Source organism: Endozoicomonas sp. GU-1 (assembly GCF_027366395.1).
GTDB lineage: Bacteria > Pseudomonadota > Gammaproteobacteria > Pseudomonadales > Endozoicomonadaceae > Endozoicomonas.
Genome location: NZ_CP114771.1, coordinates 3,916,425 through 3,933,941, shown reverse-complemented (window position 1 = coordinate 3,933,941; position 17,517 = coordinate 3,916,425). Strand labels below are relative to the sequence as shown.

Here is a 17,517-nt window from a genome sequence, read left to right as displayed (position 1 = left end):
TGTTTTTATTGAATGAGCCATGAACATAGCAGACTTTGGGAGATGGCACAGAGACACATGACAATGTACTTATACGAACTCGTTTCGCATCAGCAACATATCCATTTGTGAAGCCATATTTGATTGCTACCTCTATCCTTAATGATGCCGTTCCGATGCATCAGAGCCAGGAGAGGGGTCCTCCAGTTTAATCGTTATATGCAGAGAGTCATTTTGCACAATTTCAGGATTGCTCAGATCATTCAGCGCCAGGAATTTAGAAAAGCCCCATCCGCTATTTACCCGCTTTTGCGGTTTTTGGAAGCCTGGCTTCTCCTCAGAGGCAAACATTCCCCCTGCACGTTTGGCAGGGTCATTTTGATCAATCAGACACAGCGAGATCATCTTATTCATTGGCCAGCGAATCTGCTCATCGTATTGACCTTTCCATACAGCAATATAGACCCCGAGATAACCTCTTGCACTGGCTTGTTCATAGGAAGAAAGTTGTCCGGACACACAGTAGCGGTCTGTTGTATAGACTGCAGGACAATAATGACACTGATCTTTCCTTGTTGCGGCATCTGCCAGCCATGACTGAACCCCATCTATTCGCCATAAAAAAACGTCAACACATCTACCTGTATTATCAGACGACTCCATAGGAGCCAAACTTCCAGCCGTTACGTAAGATCGCTGCAGGTTAGTCAGGTATCTTTGCTCGGCGGCTAAACTCTCGACAGCTGATTGCCGGGCACTTCGGAAAACAAAACTATTGAACTGTCGCTCCATGTTACCAGTGCGTTCCTCCAATCGATCAAGCCGCGTTCGCAATCTGTCGATGTTCTGATTCGCATTGCCTAAGCAGAGAACAGCTCTAGTCAATAATGGCAGCAGATTCTCTGCATCTCGTTTCAATATCTGAAGCGTTCCTTGATCCAGCGCTTCATATTTCTGAGTCAGAGATTGTATCCTCGCACTTTGTTTTTTCTCTGAATTCATGAGTTGTGCTTGCAGCTCTTTTAGCTGCTTACCCTGCATCATTAATTTGGTGCTGTCGGGAATTCCATTACATTCATCCAGGTGAGATTTGACCTCCCGGTAAGGGCCTTTCCAGGTGCAGGCCGATTCATGGCGAGGTTCAAATGTGGTAGCAGAAGGGCATGGTATCTCTGTGTGCCCGAAACTGCGGGTTTCGGCAATGTCATCCACGACATCGGAGCCGTCAAGTGGACATTTGGGCATTTGAGTCAGGGTTCCAGGGCTGGAGGTCAACTGACAATCCCGGCACAAAAGATGCCCTTCTCCCAGACACTGCGCTATCGATGTTATTAAATGGTTTTCACCGCTGCATTGTATTTTTTTCGAAGGAAGATTCATTGAAAAACAAACGTTTCGATGAGAAAAAGTGGCCGTTTGGGATTTTTTCGGAACATCGGCAGGACCACTGATATTAGCAGTGGCAATTGAAGCCTGGGCTGAAATCGGTGTCATTATGATTTCCTCTTTAACTGCCGGAATGTTTGACGACTGTTTTCAATATCACCCGTTGACTTACAGCATGAGCAGTCTAGATCTTATCTGAGGTAGATCAAGTGTCTATTCAACATCCTGGCATAGCCCGATGATTGAGCTCACATATCTCTTTTCAATTGAACGAGAAAAAGATACCCGGAATATTGCTAATGACCATGCCAGCTCGGAAACCCACAATACAAAAAAAATCTTTGAGAATGATATTTGTACAACATCTGTCGTAAACCAGGCAAACAAATTTGAAAATACGCTGGAAAAATTATTGCCTGATACAAAAGGATAAACAATAGATATCTTTTCTAGAGAATTTTTTCAAGAAGGCACCGATTCAGGCCTCATCTATGCATAGGATCAACTCTTTACAAACTAAAGCTGGAAAAGTTGAAGAAATTGTTTTCCTGATAGAAAATCACTCAAATAATCATGGCTATGGTAATTTAAACCTGTATATAGAATTTTTAAGGAATTTTGTCAGACTTGCTCCTGGCACTTTAAATCTGATTCGCTTTTCTGGCTGTGAACACACTCTCAGCACTAAATTACCCAATCTTATTTTTGGTTTACCTGACCGTGATATTGATAATTCGATCATTCACGGGAATCACAGATTCTCCTCACCGAAGACAAGACCCGATAAGATCTTTGGAATTCCATTCATAGTACAACGTAGAATACCAACCGACGTCTTATCAAAAAACACACTGCAAATTGATTACCCGAGTTTTGCCAATTCGTCTGTGATAAATTCAATGAGATATTGCTCGATTATATGTCACGAACGACTACGCCAGGAGATGACTTTTACGAACTGGTCAGAGAATTACAACAAAAGGCATTGCATCCTGATAACATGATGCTGGAAGTATTGTAAAGACATCTTCCGAATAACTGACATTCGGCTAAGTCAAAAATAGACCTTCAAGGTGTTATTCTAAGTAACTGACCGGTTAGTAATTTATGGAAAAGCAAAGTGTTTACTAAATTAACCCAACAACTGTGAAACCAAGGTATTAAAACTTTCTCAGCTCATTAACGGAAATTCGGTTAGGAGATACATCATGATGATTAACAATAATGTTACAGCCCAGCCTCATCTTACCAATGAACCGCCCAATGAACTGCTAAAACAAAAAGAAAAAATTGAACAAGAAAAAGATGAACAGAATTTAAAAAAATCCTTTCGGAATAATATTTGTGCAACTTTTATCATAAACCAGGTAAACAAACCGGAAAATACTTCAGAAAAATTATCTGCTGAAACTCAGTCCAAACTAGAGCATTATTCTGCTTCAACTCATAAAGGAATTACATGGTATGATCGAAAAAGTAAAGCTTATGAAAGTTCCACAACAGAGGTACTTCCAGCAAATGCAAAAAACAGTAAAGAGCCTTCTATTATCAAAAGTACTGATCTTCAACGTGTTGGCTGCCTGATAACAAAGGACAAACAATGGCTGTCTTTTCTTCAGGATTTTTTCAAGCAAATGCCGATTCAAGCATCATCTATAGATAGAATCACCGCTTTACAAAATAAAGCTGCAAAAGTTAAAGAAATCGTTTTTCTTGTAGAACATAAGTCGTTCAATCGGGGTTATGGAAATTTAAACCTCTATATAGAATTCTTGAGAAACTTTGTCAGACTCTCTCCTGGCACTTTAAGTATAATTCGCTTTTCTGGGTGTAAAGACACTCTAAGCAGCAAACTACCAAATCTTCTTTCTGGCTTACCTGACCGAGACATTGATGAATTTAACATTCATGGAGTTCACAGGTTATCATTACCAAAAATATGCTATGATAAGGTGTTTGGTATTCCATACGTAATACAAGATAGAATACCAAACCTTTTTTTATCAAAAGACACACTGCAAATTTACACCGTCAGAGACCCATCTTTTGAAATATCACAAAAACATCCATCAATTCAAATAACTAACTATAGATGGTTCCCTGGGAATGTAAGGAAAAACCTACCAAAAAATCAAGAAAATCATCTGCCGATTTATCCGTACGAGGCAAGTAAAAATACGTCAACGCCAGAGTTAATGAAAAGGGAGATAGCTAACAGCTTACAAAATCCAGCAACACATGGTTATGATGCTGAAAAATCAGCTCAATTTTTTACCGAATTATTTCAATTGGCCGAAGAAAAAGAAATATATGTAGCCCTTGCTTATCATGCTTCCGGGATGACAAAACCGAGGTATTACAATTACACAAATGCCGCTAAATCGTGTTTTAGAGATAAGCCTATCATCATTATTGCACCACACAGCGAGAAAAAGCGCCTGTCTGAAAAAGAACGAAAAGAGCTAAGTGGTACTGGTAATATACAGTTTTCAACTAATTATTCCTTAGACTTTACCACTGAGAAATCACTTAAAGATAATGTCACCGTATTTGAATTTGATTTTTTACCGAAACGTTTGTTTGAGTTGGTTTGTTACTTTTCCAATATTCCCATTTATGCACCGGGAGCCAGCACCGCTAATATTGCTCAGTGCTTAAATAAACCCTATCTGGCGGAAGTTGGTGGTCATGAAATGCCAACAATAGGTAATCCGGAATTCTTAGGTGGCTGGAAGGTAGCAAATGATGCATTTGATTTGGATTCATTCAGCATGCAGGAGGTCAAATCGGCCTTGTTAACAATGAGCAAAGAGCAAATTAAGTTATGTGACAGACATAAATACAAGCTATGGAGCAATCCTGAGAATGCCCATTTAGAATTCCATAAAATATGTGAGGAAATCACCGACCATATCCTAAAACACCATGGGCTAATTGCAACACTGATTCCACATTTTTTTAATGGTACGGATACCTCAAAAATCCATGAGTTTACCGAACTCTCAGCTGATGATCGGCAAAGTTACTTTATGCGGTTAGTAGACGAAGGCAGATTACCTGAGTTTTGCCAGTATGTCTGTGATAAATCCCATGAGATACTGGTCGATTATATGTCACGAGCGACTACACCAGGAGAAAGTTTTTATGAACTGGCCAGAGAATTACAACAAAAGGCATTGCATCCTGACAACAACATGATGCTGGAAGTATTGGAAAAAAATCTTCCGGATCACTGACCTCCTGCTAAGCCAAAAATAGCCCATTCAAGGGGGGGGGGGGGGGTTAATAACCCCAGGACCTAGGAGGCTGTCCGAGAATAGCGCCCGTAGCGAGGATGGCAGAAAATTGAGGTTAAAAAGTCGGAAATTTTTAGTGAATAGTGGTTCTATTTGCTAAAAATTTCCGACTTTTTAGACCAATTTGCTGCCACCGCAGTAGGGCAGTCTATTCTCGGTCAGCCTCCTAGGAGGCTTATGATGATTGATCCCACACATTTCTTTTCAATTCTGGAAATGGAAAAATTCTTGTAAGCCCTTATAAAACCTCGTGAGCTCCTACAAGGTGTTATAATACCTGACTCATCAGTTAGTGACTTAGGGAATACTATTTTGTTTAATACCTAACGTTATTAACTCACCCGATTGCTGTGCAATACACAAATGAACGTTTTCTCAGCCAGTAAGGGAAAATTGGATAGGAGATACATCATGATTAACAATAATTTTCCAGATCAACCTCAACTTACTAATGAACAGTTTAAAGAAAAAGATACTCATAATATTACTGAGGGTTTTGCTTGCCAGGAAAACCCTAAAATAAATGAATGCCTGAAGAAGGGTATTTGCATAACGACTGTCGCAAATCAAGTAAACCCTCCAGAGTATACGACACAAAAATCACCTGCTTCCAAACTACAACATTATTCTGTTTCAACTAATGAAGGAATGATACGGCCTGATCCAAAAAGCACAGCTTGTGAAAGTTCCGCAGCTGAAGTAGTACTTCCAGAAAATATGGAAAACAGTAAAGAGCCTTCTATTATCAAAATTGCTACACGTCAGTCCGTTGATGGCCTGATATCAAAAGATAAGCAATGGCTATCTTTTCTTCAGGATTTTTACAAGCAGACGCCGGTTCAAGTTTCATCTATCGATAGAATTACTAATTTACAAAAAAAAGCTGAAAAAATCGAAGAAATCATTTTTCTGTTAGAAAATAAAGAAAAGAATAAGGGTTATGGTAATTTAAACCTGTTTATAGAATTTTTAAGAAATTTTGTCAGACTTTCTCCTGGTACTTTACAAAGAATTCGCTTTTCTGGCTGTGAACACACTCTTGCCAATAAATTACCAAATCTTATTTCTGGTTTACCTGACCGTGACATTGATGATGCAGCCATACATAGAGATACAACGCACAGATTATCATCACCAGAAACAGAACCCAAAAAGATATTTGGTATTCCGTACATAGTAGAACCTGGACAACCAAAAGAGTTTATATCAAAAAATACATTGCAAATTTATACTTATTGGGACTCTTTTGAAGTATCAACAGAAGCTCCATTATTTCAAATAACCAACTATAGATGGTTCCCTATGTTAGGTATAGAGGATCTCAACCTGAAAAATTGGGAAAATCATCTGCCTATTTATCCATACGTGGTAAACGAAAATACCTCTACACCAGAGTTAATGAAAATGGAGATAATGAATAGTTTACAAAAATTGAATCCGGCAATACAGGGTTATGATCTTGATAAGTTAGCTCAATTTTTTACAGTACTGTTCCAATCAGCCAAGGAAAGTAAAATATATTTAGCCCTTTCTTATCATCGTTGTGGCATGTCGAAATCTCAGTATCTTCATTACGTAAACGCTGTTAAAGCATGCTTCAGTGATAAGCCTATCGTTATGATTGCACCAAATAATGAGAAAAATTTCCTGTCTGAAAAAGAACGAAAAGAACTCAGTGACACCATTAAGCTACAGTTTTCAACGGATTACTCCTTAGATTTTACCAACGACAAATCACTTAAAGATAATGTCACCGTCTTTGAATTTGATTTTTTACCGAAGCGATTATTTGAGTTGGTTTGTTACTTTTCCAACATCCCCATTTATGCACCAGGAGCCAGCACCGCTAATATGGCGCAGTGCCTGAATAAACCGTATCTGGGACTTGATGGTCATAGTTTGCCAAAAACAGGCAACCAGGAGACCTTAGACCACTGGAAGGTAGTCAATGATGCATTTTATTTGAATTCATACGATATGCAGGAGGTTAAATCGGCTCTGAAAACCATGAGCAAAGAGGAAATTAAGTTAAGTAAATTAAGCAACATGAATTTATGGAATAGACCTGAGCATGCCCATTTAGATCTCTTCAAGATATATTTCACAATCACCAAATTTATCTTGGAAGATTCTGAAGGTCTGTTCCTGACCATAATGCCGTATTTTTTTAATGAAACAAATACTTCAAACGTTCATGAAAACTCCGCTGATTATCGGCAACGTTTCTTTGAGAGGGTAGTAGACGCAGGCAGGTTACCCGAGTTTTGCCAGTACGTCTGTGATAAATCCCATGAGATACTGGTCGATTATATGTCACGAGCGACTACACCAGGAGAAAGTTTTTATGAACTGGCCAGGGAATTACAACAAAAGGCATTGCATCCTGACAACAACATGATGCTGGAAGTATTAGAAACCAATCTTCCCAGTGACTGACATCCGGCTAAGCCAAAAATACCCGGTTCAAAGGGCTTGAATAAACTACCCCGCAACAAGCTGCGGGGTATATGACCAAAAATTAACCGACAGTGCTTAAAGAGATAGCACTTTTTCCCCACGGGAAATACCGGTGACCCCACTTCGCACAACTTCCAGCACCTGTGCCTGACCAATGGCTTCAATAAAGGCATCCAGCTTTTCACCGGTTCCGGTCAGCTGGATGGTGTAGACAGAGCTGGTCACATCGACGATCTGACCACGGAAAATATCCGCTGTCCGTTTTACCTCAGCACGCAGTGGCCCACCGGCACGCACCTTGATCAGCATCATCTCCCGCTCAATATGAGCACCTTCGGTCAGGTCCACCAGTTTTACCACATCCACCAGCTTGTTCAGCTGTTTAGTAATCTGCTCAACGACCTGGGGATTGCCCTCCGTGGTCAGCGTCAGGCGGGACAGTGTTTTGTCCTCCGTTGGTGCAACATTCAATGTCTCAATGTTGTAATTACGCTGGGAGAAAAGCCCGACAATACGCGACAGTGCACCGGGTTCGTTCTCAACCAGAACAGAGATAATCCGTTTCATCAGGTCCTCTCCGTTTTGCTGAGCCACATATCGGCCATATTGCCGTCCTTGATCTGCATAGGGTAAACATGCTCACTGGTATCCACCTGGATATCCATAAAGACCAGTCGGTCTTTCAGCGAGAACGCTTCCTCCATGGCCGACGTCAGCCTGGCCGGATCGGTAATTCTCATGCCCACATGCCCGTAGGACTCCGCCAGTTTGACAAAGTCTGGCAGTGAATCCATGTAAGAATGGGAATAACGACTGTCATACTGCATATCCTGCCACTGTCGTACCATGCCCAGTGCCTGATTATTCAGGTTGATGATTTTCACGTTCAAATCATATTGCAGACAGGTAGAGAGCTCCTGAATATTCATCTGAATACTGCCCTCACCGGTGACACAGGCCACATGGCTGCCCGGGAATGACAGTTTTATTCCCATCGCAGCAGGCAGACCAAAGCCCATGGTTCCCAAGCCTCCGGAGTTAATCCAGCGGTTGGGCTTATCAAATGGATAATACTGGGCAGCAAACATCTGGTGCTGACCAACATCGGACGTGATGTAGGTATCTTCACCCCGGGTTACGTCATACAGTGTTTCTATAACCTGCTGAGGCTTGAGAACAGTGCCGTCACCCTTGTTGTAAGGGAACAGGCCACCACGACCTTCACGCCATTCATTGATCTGACGCCACCAGCTATCGAGCGCTTCCTGACCAATACGGATATCGGTCTCTTTTATCTGACGGATCATGGTGTCCAGTACCGCATCCACTGGCCCGACAATCGGCACATCCGCCGGTATATTTTTAGAGATACTGGCCGGATCAATATCAATATGAATGATCTTGGCATCCGGGCAGAACTTTGCTGTGTTATTAGTCACCCGGTCATCAAAACGGACGCCCACTGCCAGAATCAGGTCCGCATTGTGCATCGCCTGGTTCGCGCAGTAACTGCCATGCATACCGAGCATACCGACAAACTGATGGTCCGAACCAGGGTAGGCACCCAAGCCCATCAGAGTATTAGTCACCGGTACATTCAATGTTTTCGCCAGCGCTGTGAGTTGTTCAGACGCCTTGCCCAAAATAACACCGCCACCGGCATAGATAATGGGTTTTTTAGCCTCTGCCAGCAGTTCAACCGCTTTGCGAATCTGGCCATTGTGACCTTTAACCGGTGGGTTATAGGAACGCAGCCGTACCTTTTGCGGGTAACTGTATTGGTACTTTTTGCCCGGGTCGGTAATATCCTTGGGGATATCAACCACAACAGGCCCCGGGCGACCGGTCTGTGCCAGATGGAAGGCTTTCTTGATGACCTCTGGAATATCTTCAGCCCGCTTGACCAGGAAGCTGTGTTTTACGATGGGTCTGGAAATACCCACCATATCCACTTCCTGAAACATATCACTGCCTATAAAGGCAGACGGCACCTGACCGGAAAGCACCACCATGGGGATCGAGTCCATGTAGGCAGTGGCAATACCGGTAATGGTATTCGTTGCCCCCGGACCAGAGGTTACCAGGGCCACGCCCGGCTTGCCGGTTGCTCTTGCGTAACCGTCTGCCATATGGGTGGCAGCCTGTTCATGACGTACCAGGATATGGGTAATCGCCTTCTGCCGGAAAATAGCGTCATAGACGTGCAGCAGAGCCCCCCCCCGGGTACCCGTATATATACTCGACTCCCTCATCTGCCAGTGATCGGACCACCATGTCCGCGCCGGATAATAGCTCCACTTGCTAACCCTCGGCTTTATTTGGAATGAATTTTTATATCGCCCCGAATTGCTGGCGCTATTAACATCTTCTGTCGCTGAATATCCCGACTCAATGCCAACAGTCCCTGAAACAGAGCGTGTTAGAAATTGGCGAACACGAAAAGGCATCTCTTAACGATCAGCCTTCACCAACAAGTGCAGCTCCGGGCTGCATGAGACTCACAATTCTGGCTTGCAGAAATGCTACATTCCTGTGCGGGTAGGAGCAGTGCACCAACAAATGATCTCAGCACAAGATCGAGAAGTCGGTACACTAAGGAACACTCTTATCTGAGCCGCAGATAAACGGCATCAAATTGTCGCATAATTCCCAACGCAGCTTCTTGGGCGGCTTCAGGAGGTGCCATTTTTGACTTTCAGCAGCCATCCGTCAACATAAATACGGATTTCACCTCGGAGAATACGAGTTTTTTTTGTCACAGAAAGACGATAAATGACTAATGCAACAATGGAGAGTACGAGGTTATCGACGATTCCCGTCGTCGGGAGGAGCTCCTGCATCCGTAGTCGTGCAGGTTTTACCTTGTTTCTGAGTCACCAGGGTTTAACCGGTAAGGCTTTAGAAAATCGCTTAATATTGATAATTTTTCATCGTTGTCACTGCTGCTGCATTCTACGATTTCAGATAGCCTGCTGAGGGTATCACAGTGATATTTAGCAATCCTGTCGGATACATATTTCTGTACATTGACACTTGCGTCAGCTGGCCCATATTTCGACCTGCCTTCGTTGGATATTAAAACATACCTGGCATCCACCAGAGTTTTTCCATGGAGATCATGGATTGGTCGAAACAGGCCAACATCTGCTCACACCCTGCCAGGCCCTGCCGATTTTGAATAATTAATGTGTTGGTGTTGACTGATAAAGGTCCGAAAGAGCGGTCTAATCCGGATATTTCATAAACTGCTCCGAATCTCGCGCTGGACTTTGTCGCTCTAAGGGATTTTGTGAGGGAGCGCCGTACCGGGGAGTACGGTCGACCGAACAAAACTCCCTCAGAGCGGCAAAGGACAAGCGAGAGCGGGAGCACGTTTATGAAATATCCGGGTAAGCTTTCGGCTCACGAACATTGGCCATGGAAGAAAGGCTACAGGGAAATGATGGCATATATTCGATTGATTCGCCGTAAAACCGGGTACCTCAAAGCAATCATGGCTGGCTGGAAAGCAGCAAGGGCAGGTTGGCAAGCAGCCCGGGAAAAGTACTCGCAGCATTATCCTGAGCATGGCAGATCGACCACCGTTCGCAAGGCATCAGGAGGGACATTTTCCCGATATCTGAAACGTCGTGATGGCCAGTCACTTATCAGGCCTCTGAACTCAACGACGATGCCACATGAGCAATTTGAAAAGTACGAAAGGGAGCTACTGGCTGCCCTTGATGCAGAAGAGCAGCCTGAAACCCGAAATATTGCCATTTCCGGAGCCATTGGTGTCGGCAAAAGCGCGTTTATTCATGCATTCACCAAGCGTAACCCACAATTCAAGTACACCCGGATTTTTTTGCCACCGCTAGCCGAAATCAATCCCCCCATTACTCCGGATAGCAATGAAAATGAGAAAGAATTATTAGAGCAACTTCTGTGCAGCATCACAGGCAAATTACCCGATGACATTAAGGCGCTGCAGCATAAACCCAAGGGCTGGAAAAAAGTCATTGGCGCGCTTCTGGCCTTATCGACCAGCTATTCCATTGCAACACTGGGCTATCTCAGCGGTAGTCTGGGCATTGATCAAAGTACAACGGTCAAAGCACTCCATCTGTATTTACCTGACCCGATGCTGGCCTTTGCCAAAAAGTATGCCCCCTTATTGGCTGAACTCTCCTTGTTCCTGGTGGCAACACTGGTCGTACTGTATCTATTTACGGGGTTACTGAAAACAGGCCAGAGAAAGAGGCGAATCCGGCTGGAAAACAGTACAGACAGATCAGATGTCAGTCATTACCTCCATCAAATCAATCATGCCTTTAACCACGGCAGGTATGATGTGGTCATTGTCGAGAACCTGACAAGCCCTTCCCAGCAGACAGCATTGGAAACACTGTATTGTGTCAATGGCTACCTGAATGGCTCAGGCCATATTAAACAACCCGTCTATTTTATCTATCTCCTGGCGGACGAAATACTGACGGCTAGTGAACGTACCCGTTTTTTTGACCTGGTTGTTCCCATTATTCCCGCTCCCAATGCTGAACATACCGGCCCGGAACTGTATAAACAGCTGAAAACCATCAATAGCCGTGGGATGGATAAAGCATTAATTTACAATGTGGCAAGCGCCATTGGCGACATGAAACTGATGACCAATATCGTTAATGAGTTTCATATTTACCTCGATCAGTTATCCACGGATTTTAAAGCGCCGAATAACAACAAGCTGTTTGCCATGGTCGTTATTAAGAATCTTTATCCCAAAGAGCATGCAGAATTAACCGATGGTATGGGGCTCTTTTGGACGGTGTTCCATGACAATAAACTACCTGGTAAAACGGTGGCCGAAACGCTACGGCAAGGCTTTATGGCGGATTCAGTGTTAAGAGCGCTGACTGAAGAACGCTTTGGCCCTTTACTTTACTTACTTATGAATGGGTATTTTGCTGAAGATTACCGGGACTATCTGTTTTATTTCTATCCAGATACTCCTTTCAATGGATATCCCATAGCTTCATGGCAACCGGCCACGCCCCTCCCACAATCCCTTGAGCATCAGGCGAGTAATTTCAGCCAGAAAAGCACTAACCAGAACAGCGGAGAGTATCTCAACGGCTACCTGCCCAATGACTTTCAAGTGGCCACACAGTGGCAAGTAAGCGAAGCTCCGGAAGTCTGGCAACACCGGGAGCTTGAGACGAACAAATACAGTTTACCAGACAGCAACGAAATCCATGATGCAACGTTGAACCAGCTACTCTCGGCATTTACTGACTTTTACCTTGAGCAACTGAACCTCACACATTTATCCCCAAGCCGGATTGAGATCATTATTCAGCATCCCAAGTGTCGGTTCTCATTGAAAAGCCTTGAGTGGCTGGCAAAAAGTGACAACCAGTTTAAGACAGACACCACCTACTACTACCTGCTACGTTTCTGGAACGAATATAAAGCCAATGCCGTGAGTACCGCTCAATTAACGGTTAATACCATTGTCAAATTATTATCCGGCAGCGAAATCAATATTGATGATAAGTTATGGCTCTGCAACCTGTTAAACCATGAAAATGAAATTGATAGCCGTATATTGGCTGCAATGCTTGCACCCATCACCTCACAGCCTGCCGAAAGCTTTACCATGAAAATCAGATTCGGCCGACTTGAAATGCTTATGGCAACCGCCAGAACACTACCGGAAAAGATTCGTTTACTGTCACAGCAGGTAAAATACCTATCCCGACAAGAGGTGTTAACACTGCTTTCACAGTTGGATATTGATGGTACCGGTCAACTTATGAAAGAAAATAACCGGTTCTCACCATCCGGTACCCGGGAGAATATTGAATTAATAAACGCGTTTAAGTGAGATTATCCTGTAGAGGCGGTTTTGTAAAAAAGATAAAAAAATTCAGGCATATATATAAGATAAGGTATGTGTAACCTGAAATTTAGGTGAATTACCTTATCTTCCTGAATTTACATCAACACGGAGAAACTACCAGTGAAAATATTGGTCTATATGGTGCTTTAATGACCTTTTAGAGGTAGCTATGGATTCTTCTGTTACTGGTTCAGTCCCCATCTTATATACACAACAAAGTCAATCAGCTGGTATTCCTTCTGCCGCAAGCTCAGAGCCAGACGTTTCAAGATCACGGGAAACATTACTACCACCTACTGATTCATTTAATTCAGAGCAGGTGCCAGATGACAAAAAAGCAGCTGACCGTACGATTCATCCACAACCGGAAGGGGAAGCCAGACCTCAACTGGCCGAGTTTGATAGTTTGCCCTCCATATTGGATTCGCTTTCTAACATTGCAACAACATTACCAGCGGCAATATCAGCTCATGACCCCAATATCAAGCCAGAGGACAAACCACCAGCCCCGCAAGCCTCTCAGGCAGGACCTTTGCCGGAAGCGTTAGAAGAAATGCTGCCACAAGAGCTTCAACCAGTCAGAGGCCGTGCAGCTGCGATAGCCGACTTTTTTCGCAGCTGTTGTGGTATTCGGGATCGACATGCCAGTCATCCGCCACCAAGGTCTGGCACCTGAAAAACAGCACTTGCCAGCAGATTCCATCAGCCATTGACCTGCGACAGCAGGTCAACTCATTAATCGATCAAACTGCTCAATAATCAGCAGCAGCTTTTCACTTTCCAACCGTTCAAGGGGCAACGCCTCTTCTGCATAGGACTTGATATTTGAACCTTTTGGCAGAGTGCCGCCCCCGTCCATGATAGCCCTGACGCGGGGAACAAATATCCACTGCAACCACTGGCTGAATGCCATGGTATCCATGCAAAAAGGTGTGGTGCTGTTCATGGCTTCAACCGACGGAGGCATGGGAAGCCAGACATCCTGCCTGCGCAGCTCTGACTCCATAGCGTCCAGCAAAACAATAACTTCTTCAGACATATCAGCTATTCAACGCACTTAACAAATGAGTGATTTTTCGTTCCAACATAAAGCCCGGTCCCAGACTTAATGCTCTCTCAGCCAGTTGCCGGGACTGGGCAACACGCCCCTGATCCTGACGCAGCAGGGCCAGCTGGTAATAAACGTCCGGAGTCGTTGGACCAATGCGTATCGCCCGCCCAAGTGCACTCTCGGCCTCATCAAACCTGCCAGCTTCCCGGGCCTTCCAGGCCTGGTGCAGTAATGTGCCCAGTGCATCCTGACGCTGTTCATAGGGTGACGATGGTACTCCGTGCTGCTCTTCCTGTATCAATACCGGTGTAGAGCAACCCGTCAGAACCACGGCTAACAGCAGCGCAACGAAACGTCCGGGTGGAAAAGATACCACTTTGCCACACCACTCACAGAGGGTGTCATACTTCATTCAAACCACTCTTTGATTTTGTCAAACAGAGCATCCTTCACATCAGCTTTACAACCGGCATAGGCCTTTGGCTCCGAACCCTTGATATAGGGCAATGGTATAGCGCCCTGACAATAGCGATGACTGCGTCCGTTTGCTGATGGATTTACCCAGACGCTGGTCACATTGCTGGCTCCCAGAGATTTTACCGACTGCACCGGCACATTCGACATAAAGTTACCCCAGATCTTCAAAGCACCACTACTGCCAGTGAGTTTTGTCGGGCTGTTGTCGTCGTGGCCAATCCAGGTCACTGCCACCAGATCACCGGAGTAACCGGCAAACCAGCTATCCCGGAGATCATTGGTGGTGCCTGTTTTACCGCCCAGGGCAATACCCGGCTCAACATACTGATATACGCCGCGTCCCGTACCGTCTGCCATTACCATACCCAACGCGGTACGCAGCAGTTCCATTGGCCCCGGCTGAAAAGCCCGCTCGACAGAAATACTGTACCGGCTGAGTGGCTTGCCCTGGCTGTCTACCACTGCATCGATCGCCCGCAACGGCATACGAAAGCCACCACTGGCAATGGTTTGGTACATTTTGGCAACCTCAATCGGAGCCATGGATGCAGAGCCAAGCAAGACTGAAGGATAAGGCGGTAACTCCTGCCCGATACCCAGCCTCTTAAGTGTATCCAGGACCGATGACAAACCAACCGCCATCCCGGTATTGGCTGCCGCCTGATTATAGGATTTCGCCAGCGCCAGATAGAGTGGCACCTGACCATGGGATTCACGGCTGTAATTCTGAGGTTCCCAGTAACCTCCACGACCATCACTGATTTTCACCGGCGTATCATGGACAGGCGTCGTTAATGTGTACTGACCGGGCCGTTCAAGCGCGGTTAGATAGATTGCCGGCTTCAACAGGGAACCAACCGGTCTGCGTGCCTCAAGGGCACGGTTAAATCCGGCATACCCGGGGTTTCGATCGCCCACAACGGCAAGCAGATCCCCGGTCTGGGCAGAGCTAACCACCATGGCACCCTGAAGCTGATTGTCCTTACCCAGAGTCGTTAACGTTCTGGTAACACTGTTCTGGGCCTCCCGCTGAATCACCGGGTCCAGGTTGGTGAAAATTCTCAGCCCCTCAGAGGTCAGGTCCTTTTCATCATAATCCTTGCGCAGCTGCTCTTTCACCATATCGATATAGGCAGGAAAATCGTTGGTACTGATCAGTTCCCGACTGACAACGCCCAATGGCAACTTTTTAGAGCGTTCAACTTCGGCAACAGGCACAATGGATCGCTCAGCCAGGACATCCAGCACCAGGTTTCGTCTCGCCAGGGCGCGTTCAGGGTATCGCCTCGGGTCGTACCAGGAGGGCCCTTTGACCATAGCCACCAGCAAGGCCGTGCGCGCCAGATTCAACTCCTTGAGAGGCTGGGCAAAGTAAAACTGGCTGGCCAGGCCAAAACCATGGATGGCCCGACGCCCGTGCTGCCCCAGATAAACCTCATTTAAATAGGTTTCAAGAATCTCCTCTTTGCCATAATGCAGCTCAAGCAGCAGTGCCATAATGGCCTCTTTACCTTTACGAACCAGAGTGCGCTCATTGGTCAGGAAGAAGTTTTTCACCAACTGCTGGGTAATGGTACTCCCTCCCTGAACAACCCCTCCGGCTTTCAGGTTGGCCACCATGGCCCGGGCAATGGAGGTGGGAGAGATCCCGACATGGTCGTAATAGTCCCGGTCTTCAATGGCCAGCAGGGCAGGAATCAGATACCGGGGAGCCTGGGCGGTCCGAATCAGCAGGCGGTCTTCATAACTGGCCGGATAAATACCCCCAATGGGCTGTGGATCAAGCCTTAACAGTGGCAGGTTTTGACCATCCCGGTCGGCGAGGCGACTCACCTCATTGCCTTGAAAGTCAACCTGCGCATAGCGCGGTGGCTCAGCTCCATCGGGAAAGTGAAACCCCCGGCTATAAATAATGAACTGACTGCCATTGCGGGCAAACGTACCTGGTCGTGCCACATAACGCACCGCCTGATAACCCTGACGCCTGAGCTGGGACTGGAGGTCACCGGGGGTTATCAGCTTGCCTTTATACAATTCAACAGGACGGGCAAATACCTTGGCCGGTATCGCCCACTTTTTCCCTTCAAACTGTTTAGTGACTACGGCATCCAGATAGACAGCGTAAGCACTGACCAGAACCACCAGCGTCAAGCCCAGCTTGAGCAGGATAGATTTCCACGGTACCGGATTGCCCTGCTTTTGCTTGGAAGATGACCGGGTCTTTTTGGCAGGCCTGCCTTTTTTAGTCGTCGATTTCTTTACCATGATGGCGATTATACGCTGGAGCCTGTGGTTGATCTTGTTCGGAAAACGAAAGTGATCGGGAAATGTCTATATTGTTTCCCTTCAGGAAGTATTTTGGTATCGAAAATAACGATTGATTGGCAAAGGCGCGACCCATGTCGCTTACCGTGGCTAAAAAATGGCTTTATCAGCCATCTGGTTGCCAGTACATGGTTTCAATGTGATTGATGGGTTCCTTCTATCAATGACTCGAAAGCTCCGTTCGTCCTGAGCGGAGATTGTACACATCACACTCATCGAAATGATGTACCGGAAAGTCCCAACAAGGCGTCAAAATACCATTGCGTCAGTAATAACTGATAACTCTATGGGAGGACTTCAAAAGTCTGGTCTATTCTTAAGGGAAAATGACTCCTGAGTTTTTAATAATCATGCTGTCTCTGGTACGGACGCTAGAGTTGAGTTAGGGATCCAGTACATGGCAACTGATCTGATCGAATTAAAAAACCTTGGCAAAACATCCGTACAATGGTTAAACGCTGTAGGCATCAGAACGCTCGAACAACTCCATGACGTAGGCTCTGTTGCAGCCTACTGCAAGGTTCGTGACCGTGGCTTTAAAGTTTCCAAGGTATTGCTTTACGCCCTTGAAGGAGCCCTTATTGGTGCGCACTGGAATGACCTGGACCCGGATTACAAGGCCCGTCTGTTAGAGGCAGTAGAAGACAGTCCTCCACCACCCTGACACCTCC

Annotated in this window: 11 protein-coding genes and 1 pseudogene; 6 read left to right on the top strand and 6 right to left on the bottom strand. The window is 45.4% G+C overall.

Annotated features, from left to right (window positions below):
• Positions 1 to 138: 138 nt before the first annotated feature.
• Positions 139 to 1,473, bottom strand: coding sequence for a hypothetical protein (locus tag O3276_RS16345; protein ID WP_269672281.1), 1,335 nt, complete (start codon positions 1,471 to 1,473; stop codon positions 139 to 141).
• 130 nt (positions 1,474 to 1,603) lie between these two features.
• On the opposite strand from O3276_RS16345, the gene O3276_RS16340 reads away from it, so the two are divergent.
• From O3276_RS16340 to O3276_RS16330, 3 genes are all read left to right on the top strand, one after another.
• Complete coding sequence (locus O3276_RS16340; RefSeq protein WP_269672280.1) at positions 1,604 to 1,798, top strand: hypothetical protein; 195 nt, start codon at positions 1,604 to 1,606, stop codon at positions 1,796 to 1,798.
• Between the two features lie 775 nt (positions 1,799 to 2,573).
• Positions 2,574 to 4,601: a hypothetical protein gene (locus O3276_RS16335; protein WP_269672279.1), complete on the top strand. Its 2,028-nt coding sequence runs from the start codon at positions 2,574 to 2,576 to the stop codon at positions 4,599 to 4,601.
• Positions 4,602 to 5,072: 471 nt separating this feature from the next.
• The gene (locus O3276_RS16330; RefSeq protein WP_269672278.1) at positions 5,073 to 7,097 is read left to right on the top strand and encodes a hypothetical protein; all 2,025 of its coding nucleotides are present in this window, start codon (positions 5,073 to 5,075) and stop codon (positions 7,095 to 7,097) included.
• A 96-nt stretch (positions 7,098 to 7,193) separates the two neighbouring features.
• On the opposite strand, the gene ilvN is transcribed toward O3276_RS16330, so the two are convergent.
• A complete protein-coding gene (gene ilvN, locus O3276_RS16325) occupies positions 7,194 to 7,685 on the bottom strand; it encodes an acetolactate synthase small subunit (RefSeq protein ID WP_101748023.1) in 492 nt (163 codons plus the stop codon).
• A pseudogene (locus tag O3276_RS16320) lies at positions 7,685 to 9,416 on the bottom strand (acetolactate synthase 3 large subunit). Before O3276_RS16320 ends, ilvN begins: the two are co-directional and overlap by 1 nt.
• Before the next feature lie 1,078 nt (positions 9,417 to 10,494).
• Between O3276_RS16320 and O3276_RS16315 the strand changes: the two are divergent.
• A complete protein-coding gene (locus O3276_RS16315; RefSeq protein ID WP_269672277.1) occupies positions 10,495 to 12,978 on the top strand; it encodes a YobI family P-loop NTPase in 2,484 nt (827 codons plus the stop codon).
• A gap of 184 nt (positions 12,979 to 13,162) precedes the next feature.
• Complete coding sequence (locus O3276_RS16310; RefSeq protein WP_269672276.1) at positions 13,163 to 13,669, top strand: hypothetical protein; 507 nt, start codon at positions 13,163 to 13,165, stop codon at positions 13,667 to 13,669.
• Between the two features lie 51 nt (positions 13,670 to 13,720).
• Here the strand turns inward: O3276_RS16310 and O3276_RS16305 are convergent, their stop codons facing one another.
• Genes O3276_RS16305 through mrcB form a run of 3 tightly spaced genes read right to left on the bottom strand, consistent with a single transcriptional unit; the run spans position 13,721 to position 16,786 of the window.
• Positions 13,721 to 14,032 (bottom strand): YqcC family protein, encoded by a 312-nt coding sequence (locus O3276_RS16305; RefSeq protein ID WP_101748028.1) that lies wholly within the window; start codon positions 14,030 to 14,032, stop codon positions 13,721 to 13,723.
• A 1-nt stretch (position 14,033) separates the two neighbouring features.
• The gene (locus O3276_RS16300; RefSeq protein WP_269672275.1) at positions 14,034 to 14,456 is read right to left on the bottom strand and encodes a tetratricopeptide repeat protein; all 423 of its coding nucleotides are present in this window, start codon (positions 14,454 to 14,456) and stop codon (positions 14,034 to 14,036) included.
• On the bottom strand, positions 14,453 to 16,786 hold the full coding sequence (gene mrcB, locus O3276_RS16295) for a penicillin-binding protein 1B (RefSeq protein WP_269672274.1): 2,334 nt from the start codon (positions 16,784 to 16,786) through the stop codon (positions 14,453 to 14,455). Before mrcB ends, O3276_RS16300 begins: the two co-directional genes overlap by 4 nt.
• Before the next feature lie 457 nt (positions 16,787 to 17,243).
• Between mrcB and O3276_RS16290 the strand changes: the two genes are divergently transcribed.
• Positions 17,244 to 17,510: a TfoX/Sxy family protein gene (locus O3276_RS16290; protein ID WP_066014644.1), complete on the top strand. Its 267-nt coding sequence runs from the start codon at positions 17,244 to 17,246 to the stop codon at positions 17,508 to 17,510.
• Positions 17,511 to 17,517 lie beyond the last annotated feature (7 nt).